Annotated in this window: 14 protein-coding genes and 1 pseudogene; 5 read left to right on the top strand and 10 right to left on the bottom strand. The window is 62.9% G+C overall.

The window, feature by feature from the left end; all coding sequences use genetic code 11:
• Positions 1 to 34: 34 nt before the first annotated feature.
• The 4 genes from hmgA to V1283_RS36170 are packed head-to-tail and all read right to left on the bottom strand — an operon-like array spanning position 35 to position 4234.
• Positions 35 to 1381 (bottom strand): homogentisate 1,2-dioxygenase, encoded by a 1347-nt coding sequence (gene hmgA / locus V1283_RS36155; RefSeq protein ID WP_334391373.1) that lies wholly within the window; start codon positions 1379 to 1381, stop codon positions 35 to 37.
• 2 nt (positions 1382 to 1383) lie between these two features.
• Positions 1384 to 2340 carry an MBL fold metallo-hydrolase gene (locus V1283_RS36160; RefSeq protein WP_334391374.1) on the bottom strand — a complete coding sequence of 319 codons (957 nt, stop codon included), beginning with the start codon at positions 2338 to 2340 and terminating at the stop codon, positions 1384 to 1386.
• A 33-nt stretch (positions 2341 to 2373) separates the two neighbouring features.
• Positions 2374 to 2598, bottom strand: a complete 225-nt coding sequence (locus V1283_RS36165) for a DUF2783 domain-containing protein (protein WP_334391375.1) — start codon at positions 2596 to 2598, stop codon at positions 2374 to 2376.
• 22 nt (positions 2599 to 2620) lie between these two features.
• Positions 2621 to 4234: an FAD-dependent oxidoreductase gene (locus tag V1283_RS36170; RefSeq protein WP_334391376.1), complete on the bottom strand. Its 1614-nt coding sequence runs from the start codon at positions 4232 to 4234 to the stop codon at positions 2621 to 2623.
• Positions 4235 to 4473: 239 nt separating this feature from the next.
• Here V1283_RS36170 and V1283_RS36175 point away from each other — a divergent pair, with 239 nt between their 5' ends.
• Positions 4474 to 4989 (top strand): MarR family winged helix-turn-helix transcriptional regulator, encoded by a 516-nt coding sequence (locus V1283_RS36175; protein ID WP_334393301.1) that lies wholly within the window; start codon positions 4474 to 4476, stop codon positions 4987 to 4989.
• Positions 4990 to 5132: 143 nt separating this feature from the next.
• On the opposite strand, the gene V1283_RS36180 is transcribed toward V1283_RS36175, so the two are convergent.
• From V1283_RS36180 to V1283_RS36190, 3 genes are read right to left on the bottom strand one after another with little or no spacing between them, the layout of a single operon-like run.
• Complete coding sequence (locus V1283_RS36180; protein WP_334391377.1) at positions 5133 to 5477, bottom strand: RidA family protein; 345 nt, start codon at positions 5475 to 5477, stop codon at positions 5133 to 5135.
• 12 nt (positions 5478 to 5489) lie between these two features.
• A complete protein-coding gene (locus V1283_RS36185) occupies positions 5490 to 6371 on the bottom strand; it encodes an NAD(P)-dependent oxidoreductase (RefSeq protein WP_334391378.1) in 882 nt (293 codons plus the stop codon).
• Positions 6372 to 6383: 12 nt separating this feature from the next.
• Positions 6384 to 7190: an N-acyl homoserine lactonase family protein gene (locus V1283_RS36190; protein ID WP_334391379.1), complete on the bottom strand. Its 807-nt coding sequence runs from the start codon at positions 7188 to 7190 to the stop codon at positions 6384 to 6386.
• A gap of 518 nt (positions 7191 to 7708) precedes the next feature.
• Between V1283_RS36190 and V1283_RS36195 the strand changes: the two are divergent.
• The 4 genes and pseudogenes from V1283_RS36195 to V1283_RS36210 all read left to right on the top strand — a co-directional run bounded on the left by V1283_RS36195 (position 7709) and on the right by V1283_RS36210 (position 14250).
• Positions 7709 to 9183: pseudogene (locus V1283_RS36195) on the top strand (caspase family protein).
• A 146-nt stretch (positions 9184 to 9329) separates the two neighbouring features.
• Positions 9330 to 10007: an OmpA family protein gene (locus V1283_RS36200; protein WP_334391380.1), complete on the top strand. Its 678-nt coding sequence runs from the start codon at positions 9330 to 9332 to the stop codon at positions 10005 to 10007.
• Positions 10008 to 10165: 158 nt separating this feature from the next.
• The gene (locus V1283_RS36205; RefSeq protein WP_334391381.1) at positions 10166 to 11089 is read left to right on the top strand and encodes an efflux RND transporter periplasmic adaptor subunit; all 924 of its coding nucleotides are present in this window, start codon (positions 10166 to 10168) and stop codon (positions 11087 to 11089) included.
• Complete coding sequence (locus V1283_RS36210) at positions 11089 to 14250, top strand: efflux RND transporter permease subunit (protein WP_334391382.1); 3162 nt, start codon at positions 11089 to 11091, stop codon at positions 14248 to 14250. Before V1283_RS36205 ends, V1283_RS36210 begins: the two co-directional genes overlap by 1 nt.
• 33 nt (positions 14251 to 14283) lie before the next feature.
• Here V1283_RS36210 and V1283_RS44840 read toward each other — a convergent pair whose 3' ends face one another.
• Genes V1283_RS44840 through V1283_RS36220 form a run of 3 tightly spaced genes read right to left on the bottom strand, consistent with a single transcriptional unit; the run spans position 14284 to position 15512 of the window.
• On the bottom strand, positions 14284 to 14568 hold the full coding sequence (locus tag V1283_RS44840) for a type II toxin-antitoxin system RelE/ParE family toxin (RefSeq protein WP_442895805.1): 285 nt from the start codon (positions 14566 to 14568) through the stop codon (positions 14284 to 14286).
• Positions 14565 to 14792, bottom strand: coding sequence for a hypothetical protein (locus tag V1283_RS36215; RefSeq protein ID WP_334391383.1), 228 nt, complete (start codon positions 14790 to 14792; stop codon positions 14565 to 14567). The genes V1283_RS44840 and V1283_RS36215 overlap by 4 nt, the downstream gene beginning before the upstream one ends.
• Before the next feature lie 45 nt (positions 14793 to 14837).
• The gene (locus tag V1283_RS36220; protein WP_334391384.1) at positions 14838 to 15512 is read right to left on the bottom strand and encodes a Crp/Fnr family transcriptional regulator; all 675 of its coding nucleotides are present in this window, start codon (positions 15510 to 15512) and stop codon (positions 14838 to 14840) included.
• Positions 15513 to 15687: the final 175 nt, after the last annotated feature.

The raw sequence follows: 15687 nt of genomic DNA on the forward strand, positions 1-15687 counted from the left end.
CGCTGCGCGATGCCCCGGAATGACGAGCAGAGTGTTACGGCTTGTTCGGATCGAACCGCTTCTCCAGTCCCTTCCAGCAATCGGCGTAGTCATCCTGCAACGTCGCCGACTTCGCTGCGTGCGCGGTGACACGCTGCGGAAAACGCGTCTCGAACATGAAGGCCATGGTGCCCGTCAGCTTCACCGGCTTCAATTCGCCATTGCTGGCATGATCGAACGCCTGGCGATCCGGACCATGCGGCAGCATCATGTTGTGCAGCGAGATGCCGCCCGGAACAAAGCCTTCCGGCTTGGCGTCGTAGACACCATAGATCAGCCCCATGAACTCCGACATGATGTTCATGTGATACCAGGGCGGACGGAACGTGTTTTCGGCGACCGCCCAGCGCTCCGGGAAGATGACAAAATCGATATTCGCGGTGCCCGCGGTTTCCGATGGCGAGGTCAAAACCGTGAAGATCGACGGGTCGGGATGGTCGAAGCCGATCGCGCCGACCGGCGAGAAGGTGCGCAGATCGTATTTGTAAGGTGCGTAATTGCCGTGCCACGCCACCACGTCGATCGGCGAATGCGGCAAGGTTGTCTTGAACAGCGAACCACCCCATTTCACGTAGAGCTCGGTCGGCGTGTCCTTGTCCTCATAGCTGGCTACGGGGGTAAGGAAGTCGCGCGAATTGGCGAGGCAGTTGGCGCCGATCGGCCCGCGCTCCGGCAGCGTGAAGGCGCCGCCGTAATTTTCGCAGAGATAGCCACGCGCGGGGCCTGACGAAATCTCGACGCGGAATTTCACGCCGCGCGGGATCACGGCGATCTCGCCCGGCTCGATATCGATGCGGCCGAATTCGGTGACGAGGCGCAGATTGCCCTGCTGGGCCACGAACATCATCTCGCCGTCGGCATTGTAGAAGTGCTGATCGACCATCGACTTGGTGACGAGATAGACATGCGCCGCCATGCCGGCCTGGGTGTTGGCGTCGCCCGCCGTCGTCATGGTCTGCACGCCCTGCAGGAAGGTCATGTCGTCCTTCGGGATCGGCGCCGGGTCCCAGCGCAGTTGCGCGATCGGCAGTTCGTATTCGTGGCACGGCGCGGTGCGCCACAGCCCGGCATCGGCCTTTTCGAACCGCCCCGAATGTTTCACCGACGGGCGGATGCGATAGAGCCACGAGCGCTCGTTGCTGCCGCGCGGCGCGGTGAAGGGCGAGCCGGAAAGCTGTTCGGCATAGAGCCCGTAGGCGCAGCGCTGCGGCGAGTTGCGCCCCATCGGCAACGCGCCGGGCAGCGCCTCGGTCTCAAAACTGTTGCCGAAGCCGGACATGTAGCCCGGCGTCAGTTGCGCGGAGCTGCGAACGATCTGATCGGGCGAGGTGTTGATATTCATGGTCATCCTCCTCCTTGCAGGGCGGCCCACATTTCCTGGTCGCGCTTGTCGGTCCAGATCACGGGATCGTCGATCCCCGAAGCCTCGTCGAACGCGCGCGAGACGTTGAACGGCAGGCAGTGCTCGTAAATGGCAAAGCTGGAGAATTTCGGATCCATCACCTCGCGGGTCGCGGCCATGGTCTCCTTCAGTGTGCGGTCCTTGGCGACGGAGCTCTCCGCCGCACCATAGAGCGAGGTGACGAAATCACGCGTCATCGCGATCGCGTCGCGCCCGGTCGAAAGTCCCTTCAGCGCGTCGCCCCGGCCCGGCGCAATCGCCTTGGGATTGAAGGCGCGAATTTCGTTCAGCGTGGCAGGCCATTCGCGCAAATGCGCGTCGCCGCAATAGCAGGCCGAGTGGTATTCAATGAGATCGCCGGAGAACATGACTTCGGCATCTGGCACCCAGGCGACGATATCGCCCGACGTATGCCCGGCGCCAAGCTGCATCAGCCGCACCTCGCGTTTTCCTAAGTAAATCGACATCTCGCCTTCGAAGGTCAGCGTCGGCCAGGTCAGGCCGGGAATGCTCTCGGCATCCTGGAACAGGCGCGGGAAACGGCCATACTCGGAATCCCAATCCTGCTGACCGCGCTCCTCGATCAGCCGGTAGGTTTCCGCCGAGGCCACGATGCCCTGCGCCTTGTAGGCGGAAGCGCCGAGCACGCGCACCGCGTGGTAATGCGACAGCACGACATATTTGATCGGCTTGTCGGTAACCGTGCGAACCCGTTCGATCACTTTGTTGGCCATCGCCGGCGTCGACTGCGCGTCGAACACCAGGCAGCCGTCGTCGCCGACGATGATGGCGGAGTTCGGATCACCCTCGGCGGTGAACGCGTAGAGATCGGTGCCGATTTCGGAGAAGGTGATCTTCTTCTCCGCCAGATCCGTGGTGGACGCGAAACCTTTGGCCATCAATTCGATTCCTGACTTCGTTCGAGACGTGAACTATTGCTGCTGTTGTTGCTGTTGGCTCGCGTCGAGCATTCGCCGCTTGGCGAGCACGATCGCTTCGTGCAACACGGCGATATCCCCGATGTGATTGGCAAGCACCAGAACCAGCGCGGCGTCGAGATCGGCGCTCTGTTCGTCGCTTAAGCCCCGATGCGCCTCGACGATGGCACGAAACGCGTCGTCGGGCTTGGCAAAATTCGAAGCAGTCGATAGCGCCATGATGAAACCTCAGTTCGAAACCTCAGTTGTGGCCGGCGGCACGCGCCAGCGCGGCGTCGAGCCTCTCGCGGGTTGGATGCCGGAACCGCGCCGCGACATAGCCATCAGGCCGTAACAGATAGGCGGTGCCGGGTTCGGCGTCGTAACGCGCGGCGGCGAGGCCCGCCGAGTCGATCAGGCCGCGCTTCCCGCCGATCCGGATTGCGCCCAACCCTTCGGGCGTTTCCGCCGTCGCGCCATTGCTAAACTCCAGCAGTGTGAACCGCGTTCCGGCTCCGATGAAAGCCTCGGTGAGGAACATCGGTTCGCCGCCTGGGCCTGCAACCGGCGCGTCCGGCATCGAGGCGCCGGGTTGCGCGCCGCCGCGCCAGGAATCGCCGTCGGCGGTCGAGAGCGGCGTCGCATAGACCGATGGCGTCGAGAGCCGCCCTCCATTCACCATGCGCTTGCCGAACTCGGTTTCCTTGGCGAGCGACAGCACCGCCTTGCGCAGCCGCGCCTCCTGGTGGGAATTAGGCGCCATGAAGTCGGTCGAGCGGGTGGATTCGCGGATGTTCTCGTCGGCCGCCGCGCTGCGTTCGGTATGGTAGCTCTCCAGCAGCGCCTCGGGCGACGTGCCCCGCAGCACGCGGTCGAGCTTCCACGCCAAATTCTCGGCATCCTCGAGCCCGGAATTGGCGCCGCGGGCGCCGAACGGCGAGACCTGATGCGCGGCATCGCCGGCAAAGATCACCCGGCCATGGATGAACTTGTTCATCCGCCGGCACTGGAATTTGTACAGCGATATCCATTCGAAATCGAACTTGTCGTGCCCGAGCATGCGGGCGATGCGCGGCCGCACGTTCTCCGGCAGCTTTTCGAGCGCGGGATCGGCAAAGCGATTGAGCTGCAGGTCGATCCGCCAGATGTCATCCGGCTGCTTGTGCAACAGCGCCGAGCGACCGGCATGGAACGGCGGATCGAACCAGAACCAGCGCTCGGTCGGAAACGCGGCCGTCATCTTGACGTCGGCGATCAGGAATTGATCCTCGAACACCTGCCCCGCGAATTCCGCACCCACCATTTGCCGCAGCGACGAGCGCGCGCCGTCACAGGCGATGACGTATTGCGCGTTCAGCCGGTACGGACCATCAGGCGTCTGGATTGTCAGCAGCACAGAGTCGTTGCGCGGCTCGAGCCCGGTCACCTTGTTGCGCCAGCGCAGGTCGATTGCGGGAAGCTCGCCGACGCGATCGACCAGATAGGCCTCGGCATAGAATTGCTGCAGGTTGATGAAAGCCGGCCGCTTGTGGCCCTGCTCCGGCAGCAGGTTGAACTGATAGAGCTGCTGCTCGCCGTGAAAGATCTTGCCGACGCTCCACACCACACCCTTGTCGACCATGCGCTGGCCGATGCCGAGCCGGTCCCAGAATTCGAGCGAGCGTTTTGAGAAGCAGATCGCCCGCGAGCCCTCGCCAATCCGGTCGGCGTCGTCGAGCAGCACGACCGCCTGGCCGCGCTGCGCCAGATCGATCGCCAGCGACAGCCCCACGGGACCCGCGCCGACCACGACGACGGCGTGTTCAGCGATATCGGCGGCCGCCCGGTCCTGATCGGGGTGGCGGTGATATCCGAACTGGGTTTTAGTCTGCGCCATGCGGGCTCAACCCCGTGACTAGAACTTATCGGTTCTGATTGAGTCAGGACCGATAAGCCTAGATTTCCTGCTTTAACGCGTTTTCTTGACGCGAACCGTTACCCACTTCGCTCGAAAACGCTGGCTAGTGGCCTGCGACCCTGCTAAATTAGTCTCACCTGCAACTATCTTAAACCCCGAGCCGGGTCCGGCGTCAACTCAAATCGAGGCGATTCTTGCCAAAGGCGATTTCAGGCGAAATGGCTGCCGATCCACGAGAAGAGAGCGGGCCGAAAAAGGCCGCGCGGCTGGATCTCTTCAAATTCGTGCCGTTTCAGCTCAACCGGCTGGCGGCGGAAGTCAGTTCCGCGCTCTCGGTGGAATATGCGGCGCGCTACGGGCTCGACATTCCGGAATGGCGCGTGCTGGCGACGCTCGGCTTCCGCCACGATGCCTGCAGCGCGCAATATATCGCTCAGTGCACCCGCACGCATAAATCCACCATCAGCCGCGCGGTCACGTCGCTGATGAAGCGGCAGATCGTCGAGCGCGTCGAAAACGAGGACGACCGCCGCGAATTCCGCCTGCGCCTGACGAGCAAGGGTACGGCGCTCTACGAAGAACTGATTCCGCGCCTGTTGCGCAAGGAGCAGGAAATCCTGTCATCCCTCTCCGCGCAGGAGCGGCGCGATTTCGCGCGGCTGCTCGGCAAGATCGAGCAAAGCCTCGAACTGGTGCAGACCAGCGAAGAGGCGGACGCGAAAGAGGCGTACTGAGGCACGCTCTCTCCACGTCGTTGCCTGCGACAAACGCGAAGCGTTTGCGCAAGGGAGCAAAGCGACGAAGCAATCCATCTATCCGTTATGACGCGCGACGGATTGCTTCGCTGCGCTCGCAATGACGACCGGGGTAGCTCGGCTCACTTCACTGCCGTCACCACGATTTCCACGATGTGCGGAGGCTCGAGATCGACGCCGATGCAGGCGCGCATCGGCGGATTCTTCGTATCGACCCATTCGTCCCACGCGCGGTTCATCTCGCCCTTCTGCTTGATGTCGGTGATATAGACGATGGCCGAGAGGATTTTGCTCTTGTCCGTGCCGCACAGCGCGAGGCTTTCGTCGATCCGGGCGAGCGCCGTTGCGCTCTGCTCATACATCGAGGGGCTCACCGGATCGGGCGCGACGGCCACCGTGAAAACCAGATCGTCATGAGTGACGGCGCGGCTGCGGGTGGGCGTAAGCCCGGCAAAGCGGGTGATCATGGGAATCTCCGGTTAGCGGCTATCAATATGCTTCGCGATGACAGGAAAATAATTATCTCCCGATCCGGCATCGATGGCTTCCTGCAACACCGTGCCGATCAGCTCCGCGCCGCGAATTCTCAAATTAGCGTCGGCCGCCAGCTCCAGCGCGTAGGACAAATCCTTCAGCGCATACTCGGTCGAGAACGCGCGCTCCGGAAAATTGCCCGGCACGATCGCCTTCATGCCGTGATTGCGTAGCGCAAAACTGTCGGCCGAGCCCTTTGAAAGCGTGTCGAGCAGCAGCCTGGGATCGACGCCATTATGTTTGGCGACCGCAACCGCTTCGGCCAGCGCGTTGACGGTTTCGAACAGCACCATGTTGTTGAGAATTTTTGTGACCTGCCCGGCGCCGACCTCGCCGCAATAGGTGACGTCGGTGGCAAAGCAGCGGATCAGTGGCTCGATATCGGCGTAAAGCGCGGGTGTCGTTCCGACCATCACGCTGAGTGTGCCGTCCTGCGCCGCCTGTCGCGTGCGCGCGATCGGCGCATCGGCCCAGGACGCGCCCTTGGCCCGCAACTGCGCGGCAAAGTCCCGGGTCTGGCTGACCGACGACGTGCCGAGATCGACGACCACCTGCCCGCTCTGGATGTTTTTCAGAATACCGTCGCCTTCGAAAACCGCGCGGACATGTTTGGCGCTCGGCAGACACAGGAACAGAAGTTCGCTTTGCTTGATGACATCGGCAACGGAGCCCACGACGTCGGCCCCGTCGGCCCGCAGCCGCGCCAACGGCTCCGGGGACAGGTCAAAGGCAATGACACGCTTGCCGCTCTTCTTCACAAGATTGCGGCAGATCGGCTCGCCCATCACGCCGAGGCCGATGAAGCCGATCGTCTTGTACGCTGACATCACAACCGCCCGCTATTTCGCAAACGAGCGCGACGGCGCGAGGTGCAGCGCGAACGCATCGACCTTGTCGCTGGCGCGCGGATAGATCTCGCTCACGATCGGATCGTGGCCGGGGATGAAACGGTCGGGATGACCGGCAAGCCGCTCGACGATCTCCCAGCCCTGCGCCATGTCGCCGACATTGTAGACGATCGGAAACGGGCTGCGCTTCTGGAGGTTCGCATAGTAATGCGCCGCGTCCGACGCCAGCACCACCGGCCCGCGCGCGGTTTCCACGCGCACCACCTGCAACCCGTCGGAATGGCCGCCGACGCGATGCACCGTCACGCCGGGCGCGACCTCGCCATCGCCGGAATGAAAGGTGACGCGCTCGCCATAGACATGACGCACCATTGTCGTGACGTGCTCGACCGAAAACGGATGCCGCAGCATGCCGTTGCACATGCAGCGCCCTGTCGCGTAGCTCATCTCGCGGTCCTGCAGATGAAACCGCGCGTTCGGGAAGCGATCGAGATTTCCGGCGTGGTCGTAATGCAGATGGGTAACGATCACGTCGCGGAGGGAATCGGCCGCGACACCAAAATTCGCCAGCGCGTCGACCGGATTGAGCGTGAGCTTGCGCGAGCGCGTCTTCGCCTCTTCGGCATTGAAGCCGGTATCGACCAGGATGTCGCAGCCGCCGCCTCGGATCAGCCAGACGAAATAATCCAGGTCCTGCGCCGTGGTCTCGTGCGGATCGGGGATCAGAAAATTCAAATGGGGGGTGCGCGGCGACATCGTCGCATAGCGCAGCGCGTAGATTTCGTAGGCATTTCCCATCGGTGTCACTTTTTTCTTTGGATGTTTGGATTGGCCGATCCCGGCAACAAGCCATTGTCATCCGCAAAGGTCAAACCCCGGAAGGCGAATGACAGCCGCGCGACAGGGCGCAAGCTATGTGAGACGGATCACATTACCGCCGGTTGTTGTGCCCCGCGAAAGCGGATGACGCGATATCAGCGCGGCAGCGATGGAACAGGCCTACCACTTTCGCGCGATATGACTGTCATGTCGGGACGCGAAGCCGGGTGCATGCGCGAAAGCATTGTCGGCTGACCAGGAACCGTTTGCGCCGACCAATTGCAAGCTGTGGTTCTGCGATCACAGAACGCTTTTATTCCGTTCATTCGCCCAGTCCCTGTCGCGGTTAATTGTCGCAATTAGTGACGATATCGCAAGCGGTTGACGGGCTGCGGGCGCGGTTTGATAATGCCGAAACCGTAGAGTAAGGTCGCCGCGGCGCGAGCCGGCATCGGCGCCATTTTGGCTGGACTGCCGTGATCTGGACTGCCGTCATTATGAAAATCCGCCTCGCATTGCTCCTCACATTGTTATTTTCAGTCGCGTCGGTAGCCCCGTCGTTCGCAGCCGGTGAGCGCTATGCGCTGGTCATCGGCAACGCGAAATATCCGGACGCCGAGGCGCCGCTGAAGGAGCCGATCAACGATGCGCGCGACATCGCCGAAGAGCTCAAGCGCAACGGTTTCAATGTCGATATCGGCGAGAACCTGACCGGCGAGCAGATGCGCCGCGCCTTCGAGCGCCTGTACGGCAAGATCAAGCCGGGCTCGGTGGCGCTGATCTTCTTCTCCGGCTTTGGCGTGCAATCGAGCCGCCAGAGCTACATGATCCCTGTCGATGCCCAGATCTGGACCGAGCCGGACGTCCGCGCCGTGACGGTTTCAGCCTCGAGACCGTGCTGGGGGAAATCAACAGCCGCGGCGCCGGCGTCAAGATCGCGCTGATCGATGCCTCCAGGCGCAATCCGTTCGAGCGCCGGTTCCGCAGCTTTTCAGCCGGCCTTGCCCCGGTGATTGCGCCGAACGGCACGCTGGTGATGTATTCGGCCGCGCTCTCGTCCGTCGTTTCCGACAATGGCAGCGACCGCAGCCTGTTCGTAAGAGAGCTGCTGAAGGAAATGCGCACGCCCGATTTGATGGCCGAGGAAACGCTCAATCGCACCCGTGTCGGCGTGACCCGCGCCTCGCGCCAGGAACAGGTGCCGTGGATTTCGTCGTCGCTGGCCGAAGATTTCTCCTTCATCCCCAGCGGCTCAGGTCCGCGGCCGGCGAGCCAGCCTTCGACTTCGGTGGCCACGGCGCCTGCAGCGCCACCCGCTCCTGCTCCCGCACCGCCGCCGCCGTCCCCGCCGGTGGCAGCACCGGCACCTCCGCCTCCGCCGCCCGCGGTGCAAAAACCGGTTGAAGCCGCGATTCCTCCGCCGGCGCCACCGGCCAAGCCGGCCGAGGGCCCCAGCCCGACCGTGCCCGCGCTTGCCGACGACCCGACCATCAAGAGCCTGAACGACAAGCTCAAGGACAATCCGGACGATGCGGCGGCGCTGTACCGGCGCGGGCAGGTCTATGCGAGCAAGGGCGCCTACGAACTCGCCATCAAGGACTTCAACAATTCGCTGCGGCTGAACCCGAAGGATGTGGAAGCCTTCAACAACCGCTGCTGGGCGCGCACGGTGATCGGCGACCTGCAGGCGGCCCTGAAGGATTGCAACGAGGCGTTGCGGCTGCGACCGAATTTCGTCGACGCGCTGGACAGCCGCGGCCTCGTCAACCTGAAGAGCGGCCAGAACAAGAATGCAATTGCTGATTTCGACGCCGCCCTCAAGATCAACCCGAGATTGACGTCGTCGCTCTACGGTCGCGGCCTTGCCAAGAAACGCAACGGCTCGATTCCGGAAGGCGACCTGGATATCAACAATGCGAAGGCGATGGACCCCAATATCGTCAAGGAATTCGCCGATTACGGGGTGCAGTAACGATTTTTTGGATGAAGGCTGGCGGCACCTCGAACCCTTGTGGCTGGCGTCCAGACTAAAGGAAAGCAGCCGGCCGCATCCAGGGTCCGGCAGCTCATTTGGATGACGTTGGAACCACGCGGGAAGCCCGCAGGAGGGGACAGGCAATGGCAACTATCTCGGCAGCGAAACCCTTTACCGCAATCGTCTCGGTTGCGACGCTCGGCGCCGCAATTTGCTTCAGTGCGGGAACCGCCCTGGCCCAGGACAAGAACGTCACCGAGGATCAGATCGTCCGCGCGCTGGTGCCCGAAAAGAAGCCGCTGACCCGCGGCCTTTCGACCGGCCCGCAGACCACCGTCGACCCGGCAGCCGCCGCCGCGGAGGGCAAGTTCGTCCAGAAGATCCGCGGCCGCTCCACGCGTTCGCTTTCGAGCGCCGAACGCGAGGAGATCGCCGCCATCGTCAAGGACAAGCCGAAGATCGATCTGGAGATCAACTTCGACTACAATTCGGCCGATATCAGCGCGAAGTCGCTGCCGTCGGTTCAGGCGCTCGGCCGCGCGCTCACCAACAATGATCTCAAAGGCTCGACCTTCGTGGTCGCGGGCCATACCGATGCGGCCGGCGGCGATGCCTATAACCAGGACCTCTCCGAGCGCCGCGCGGACGCGATCAAGCGCTATCTCGTCGACAAATATGGCATCAACGGCACCGATCTCGTCACCGTCGGATATGGCAAGAGCAAGCTCAAGGATCCGAGCCAGCCGATGGCGGAAGTGAACCGCCGCGTCCAGGTCGTGAATATGGAAAACAAGACCACAGCGTCCAACGCAGCCAAATAAGGCGTGCAAGTAAGGGCGTGGCGCCGATCATTATTTTCCGGCTACAATACGTCCCGCAGCCCCCGTGCGGGACGTATTCGTTTTGGGCTCCATTGCAGGCCTTCGGCCGGCCTGATGCGCCCTGTTTGATTTGACTTCCAGTCTGGATTGATCCGGCGATGAAACTCTCCGAATATCTCAAACCTGCGCTCGGAGTGGCCTTCGTTGCCGTTCTGGCCGTCGGCTATTACTGGTTCGAGCACCGTCCGCACGCAGAAGAAAAAGACACGCCGGGCCAGGCGCTGGTGATCGTGACCAAATCCACCAATGCCTGCTTCTCCGACATGGTCCGGGTCACCGGCTTCATCGTGCCGCGCCGCGAGGCCCAGGTCGGCGTCGATCAGGAAGGCTCCAGGGTCACCGATCTGTTCGTCAAGGAAGGCGATACGGTCACCGAAAATCAGGAACTCGCGCGCCTTACCGCGCCGCCGCAGCAGCCCGGCGCTCCGGGCGGCCGACAGGGGCCGATCTCGCTGCGCGCCCCCGCGGCCGGTCTCGTCACCGAGGTCAGGACCGCGGTGGGCGCCCCCGCCTCGCCGCAGGCAGGCCCGATGTTCCGCATTTCCGTCAACAATGAAATCGAGCTCGAAGCCGAGGTGCCGAGCGTGCATCTGCTCAAGCTCAATCCGGGTGCCACGGTGCGCATCAGCCGTGACGACGCGCCGGATGTTGTCGGCAAGGTCCGGCAGATCTCGCCGCAGATCGACCGCACCACCCAGCTCGGCAAGGTCCGGATTTCGCTGAACAACAATCCGTCGCTCAAGGTCGGCATGTTCGCCCGCGCCAATATCGACGCCAAGCGCTCCTGCGGCGTCGCCGTCCCGCGCACCGCCATCGACCGCCTGACCCTGCAGGTCGTGAAAGGCAACACCATCGAGACGCGAAGAGTGCGCGTCGGCCTGACCTCCGAAACCTCCACCGAAATTCTTGAAGGCCTCGACGTCGGCGAAACCGTCGTGGCCGATGCTGGCACCTCGCTGCATGACGGCGACCAGATCAAGATCATGTTCGCCGACGAACTCGAGCGCACGCGGGCACGCTAATGGCTTTGAATATCTCGGCATGGTCGATCCGGAACCCGCTGCCTTCGGTCGTTTTTTCGATCATTCTTTTGGTGCTGGGCTGGGTCAGCTTCGGCAAGCTCGCGGTGACCCGGCTGCCGAGTGCCGACATCCCCGTGATTTCGGTCGCTGTCGCGCAATTCGGCGCCGCTCCTGCGGAACTCGAATCGCAGGTTACCAAGACCATCGAGGACGGCGTGTCCGGCGTCGAGGGCGTTCGGCATATTTCGTCGTCGATCACCGACGGTCTGTCGGTGACCACGATCCAGTTTGCGTTGGAGACCAACACCGATCGCGCGCTCAATGACGTCAAGGACGCTGTCACCCGCGTCCGCTCCAACCTGCCGCAAAACGTCAACGAACCGCTGATCCAGCGCGTCGACGTGATCGGCCTGCCGATCGTCACCTACGCTGCGATCTCGCCCGGCAAGACCCCGGAGCAGCTTTCCTATTTCGTCGACGACGTCGTCAAACGCGCGCTGCAGGGCGTGCGTGGCGTGGCGCAGGTCGAGCGCATCGGCGGTGTCGAGCGCGAGATTCTTGTCTCGCTCGATCCCGACCGGCTGCAGGCCGCGGGGCTTACCGCCGTCAATGTCAGCCAGATCCTGCGCGGCACCAATGTCGACCTCGCCGGCGGCCGCGCCGAAATCGGCAAGAACGACCAGGCGATCCGCACGCTCGCCGGCGCCAAGACGCTGAACGAACTCGCCGGCACCATGATTCCGCTGTTCGGCGGCGGCGAAGTGCGGCTCGACGATCTCGGCACCGTCACCGACACCATTGCCGATCGCCGGACCTTTGCCCGTTTCAACGGTGAACCCGTGGTGGCGCTCGGCATCAAGCGCTCCAAGGGCGCCAGCGACGTGAAGGTGGCCGAGGCCGTGGAGAAGCGCATTGACGCGCTGAAGGCCGCCTACCCCGATGTCGACTTGAAGCTGATCGACACCTCGGTCGAATTCACCAAGGGCAATTACCATGCCGCGATCTCGACACTGTTCGAAGGTGCGATCCTCGCGGTCGTCGTCGTCTTGCTGTTTTTGCGCGACATTCGCGCAACCATCATCGCCGCGATCTCGCTGCCGCTGTCGATCTTCCCGGCGTTCTGGGCGATGGACCTGCTCGGCTTCTCGCTGAACCTGGTCTCCTTCCTCGCCATCACGCTGTCGACCGGTATTCTGGTCGACGACGCCATCGTCGAGATCGAGAACATCGTGCGCCACATGCGCATGGGCAAGTCGCCCTACCGCGCGGCGCTCGAAGCGGCGGACGAAATCGGCCTCGCCGTGATCGCGATTTCGCTGACGATCATCGCGATCTTTGCGCCGGCCAGCTTCATGTCGGGGATCGCCGGGCAGTTCTTCAAGCAGTTCGGCATCACGGTGTCGGTGCAGGTGTTCTTCTCGCTGCTTGCCGCGCGCTTCGTCACGCCGGTGCTGGCGGCCTACTTCCTGAAGGATCATCCGCACGAGGATCCGCCGCCCGGGCGCATCCTGCAGGGCTACACCAAGCTCGTGACCTGGTCGGTGCATCACTACTTCATCACGGTATTGATCGGCTTCGGCGTCTTCGCCGCATCGATCTGGAGCATCACGCTGCTGCCGCAAGGCTTCCTGCCCGCGCAGGACACCGCGCGCTCGCTGCTGGCGATGGAATTGCCGCCGGGCTCGCAGCTCGCCTATACCGAGAAGGTGACGGAGGAAATCGTCGCCCGCCTGCGCAAGCGTCCCGAGGTGAAGAGCATCTTCGTCGATGGCGGCAGGGTGCCGCCGGGAACGCAGGAAGTGCGGCGCGCCGCGCTGATCATCAATTACACGCCGAAGGCCGATCGCAAGATCACCCAGCGGCAGCTCGAACTCGAGATCGGCCAGGAACTGGAAAACGTTCCCGACATCCGCTTCTGGTTCCTCGACGAAAACGGCCTGCGCGCGATTTCGCTGGTCGTGACCGGCGTCGACAGCAATATCGTCAATAACGTCGCCAGCGAGCTGGCGACGCAGATGAAGCGGATTCCGATCATCGCCAACGTGATTTCGGAGACCTCGCTCGACCGGCCTGAACTGCGTATCCGGCCGCGGGCCGAGCTCGCGGCGCGGCTCGGCGTCTCCACCGAGAGCCTGTCGCAGACGATTCGTGTCGCCACCATCGGCGACGTCGGTCCGGCGTTGGCAAAATTCGATGCCGGCGACCGCCAGGTGCCGATCCGCGTCCAGCTCGAGGACAATGCGCGCAGCGACCTGCAGATGCTGCAGCAGTTACGGGTGCCGCTCGGCCAGCGCGGCGAACGCGGCGGCGTGCCGCTGTCGGTTGTCGCCGACATCCAGCTCGATCAGGGCCCGACCAGCATCAACCGCTACGATCGCGAACGGCAGGCGACGGTGGCCGCCGACCTCGTCGGCACCGCCGCCCTCGGCGATGCGACCAAGAAAATCTACGACCTTCCGGTCATGAAGAGCCTGCCGAAGGGCGTAAAGGTGAGCCCGTCTGGCGACGCCGAAAGTCTGGCCGAATTGTCAGACGGTTTTGCCACCGCCATTACCGCCGGCCTGATGATGGTCTATGCGGTGCTGGTGCTGCTGTTCGGAACGTTCCTGCAGCCGATCACCATCCTGTTCTCGCTGCCGCTCTCGATCGGCGGCGCGATCGTAGCGCTGCTGCTGACCGGCAAGCAGCTCACGACGCCGGTGTGGATCGGCATCTTGATGCTGATGGGCATCGTCACCAAGAACGCCATCATGCTGGTGGAGTTCGCGGTGGAAGCGATCCGCGAAGGCAAGAAGCGCGACGAGGCCATCATCGACGCCGGCATGAAGCGCGCGCGCCCGATCGTGATGACGACGATCGCGATGGCCGCGGGCATGATGCCGTCAGCGCTGGCGATCGGCGCCGGCGGCGAATTCCGCTCGCCGATGGCGCTCGCGGTGATCGGCGGCTTGATCTTCTCCACCGTCCTGTCGCTGGTGTTCGTGCCGGCGATGTTCATGGTGATGGACGATCTCGGCGCCCTGTGCTGGCGCTTAGGCAAGAAGCTGCTGGTATCAAGCGCCGAGACGGAGCACGCCGGCCACGGAACGGATCATCACAACGAGCCGCCCGCCAAGGGCCCGCCCGCCGTGCCCCCGGTGATGTCACCTGCGGCGAAGTGACGAAGACCGCATGGTTGCCTCAAGCGATTCCCGCTATCGATCGCTTTTCCATGCTCTCCGGGACGTGTGTCGGATATGCAAGATTTCTACCGCGTCGCGTACGCGATAGAAAATTTTGTAGGGGTAACGGACGACAAACAGCACCCGCACACCGGGATCGTCCGTCTCATAACCACTGAGCGGATGGTCTTTAAGCTTTGCGACCGTTTCGCGAATGCTTGCCGCAACGTTCATGGCGCCGTTAGGGGAACGCTCTCTCAAATATTCGAGTATTCGTTCACGGTCGGAGAACGCCGCGGGCGTATAGCGTACCCTCATCCTTCGTGGCGCTTGTCGGCTTCTGCAATCAGTTCATCCGACACGAACTCCCCGCGATCCGCCTCGGCCAATCCCTTCCCGACAGCTGCCCGCTCGTCGTCTGACATTGTGTAGACGCCCGTCCGGCGCGCCTCGATTTCGCGGGCATACTCGGCAAGCTCCTCCTGGTCCTCCAGGGGCCAGTTCTCGGCATGCTCGATCATTTCTTTGAGGATCCTGTTCATACGATCACTTTACCACGGCAGGCGGTGCCTGACGATGGAAGTAACTTAATCGTTCCTCGCCACTGCCGTCAGCTTGGTCATGTTCTGCAGCAATATCCTTCCGCGCTGCAGGTCCAAAATGCCGTCCTTGCGCCAGAGCTGCAGTTGACGGTTGACGCTTTCGCGGGCGGCGCCGACGAAGACGCCGAGTTGCTCCTGCGAGATATGCACTTCGGAACCAAAATCGGAGGCGAGCGCGCAAAGCCTTCGCGCCAGGCGAACCGGTAGCGGCTGCAGCACCGATTCTTCCATCCGCTCGCTCTGCCAGCGGATGCGCTGGCACAGCAGCATCATGATCTTGATCGCGACCTTCGGCTCGCGCTCGAGGAAGGCGAGGAAATCCTCGCGCCGCAGCACGAACAGTTCCGACGGCTCGCCGGCGGTGGCGTCCGCGGTGCGGCTCTGGCCGTCGAGCACGGCGACCTCGCCGAACAGATCGCCCGGGCCCATGAAATTCAGCGTCAGTCGGCTGCCGTCGGAAGCGCCGGTCTCGATCCTGATCTGGCCGCGCCGGACCCCGTACAGGGCATCGCCGGCATCGCCCTTCTGGAACAGCATTTCGCCGAGACCGAGCTGCTCCGTGTGGCAAAGGCCGGAGATGCGCTGCAATTCGTCGGCGCCCAGATCCGCGAACATCGGGTTCATTTTCAGAATGACCGCAAATTCGGCCTGTTTGCTCATTGTACTACCTTCCAAAATAAGCTTGGACCCGCCCCCTCAGGCCGTTAGCAAGATTCACACACCAACGAGTGTGTCATAAGTCACATAACTTTGCAGTAGCCCCGGAATATTTTTGGCTTCATTGGGTCCCATCCTCTTTCCGGGATAAGCTCGCCTGACCGGTTGCGCGTGCGTA

Origin of the sequence: Bradyrhizobium sp. AZCC 2262 (genome assembly GCF_036924535.1) — a bacterium.
Classification (GTDB): Bacteria; Pseudomonadota; Alphaproteobacteria; order Rhizobiales; family Xanthobacteraceae; genus Bradyrhizobium.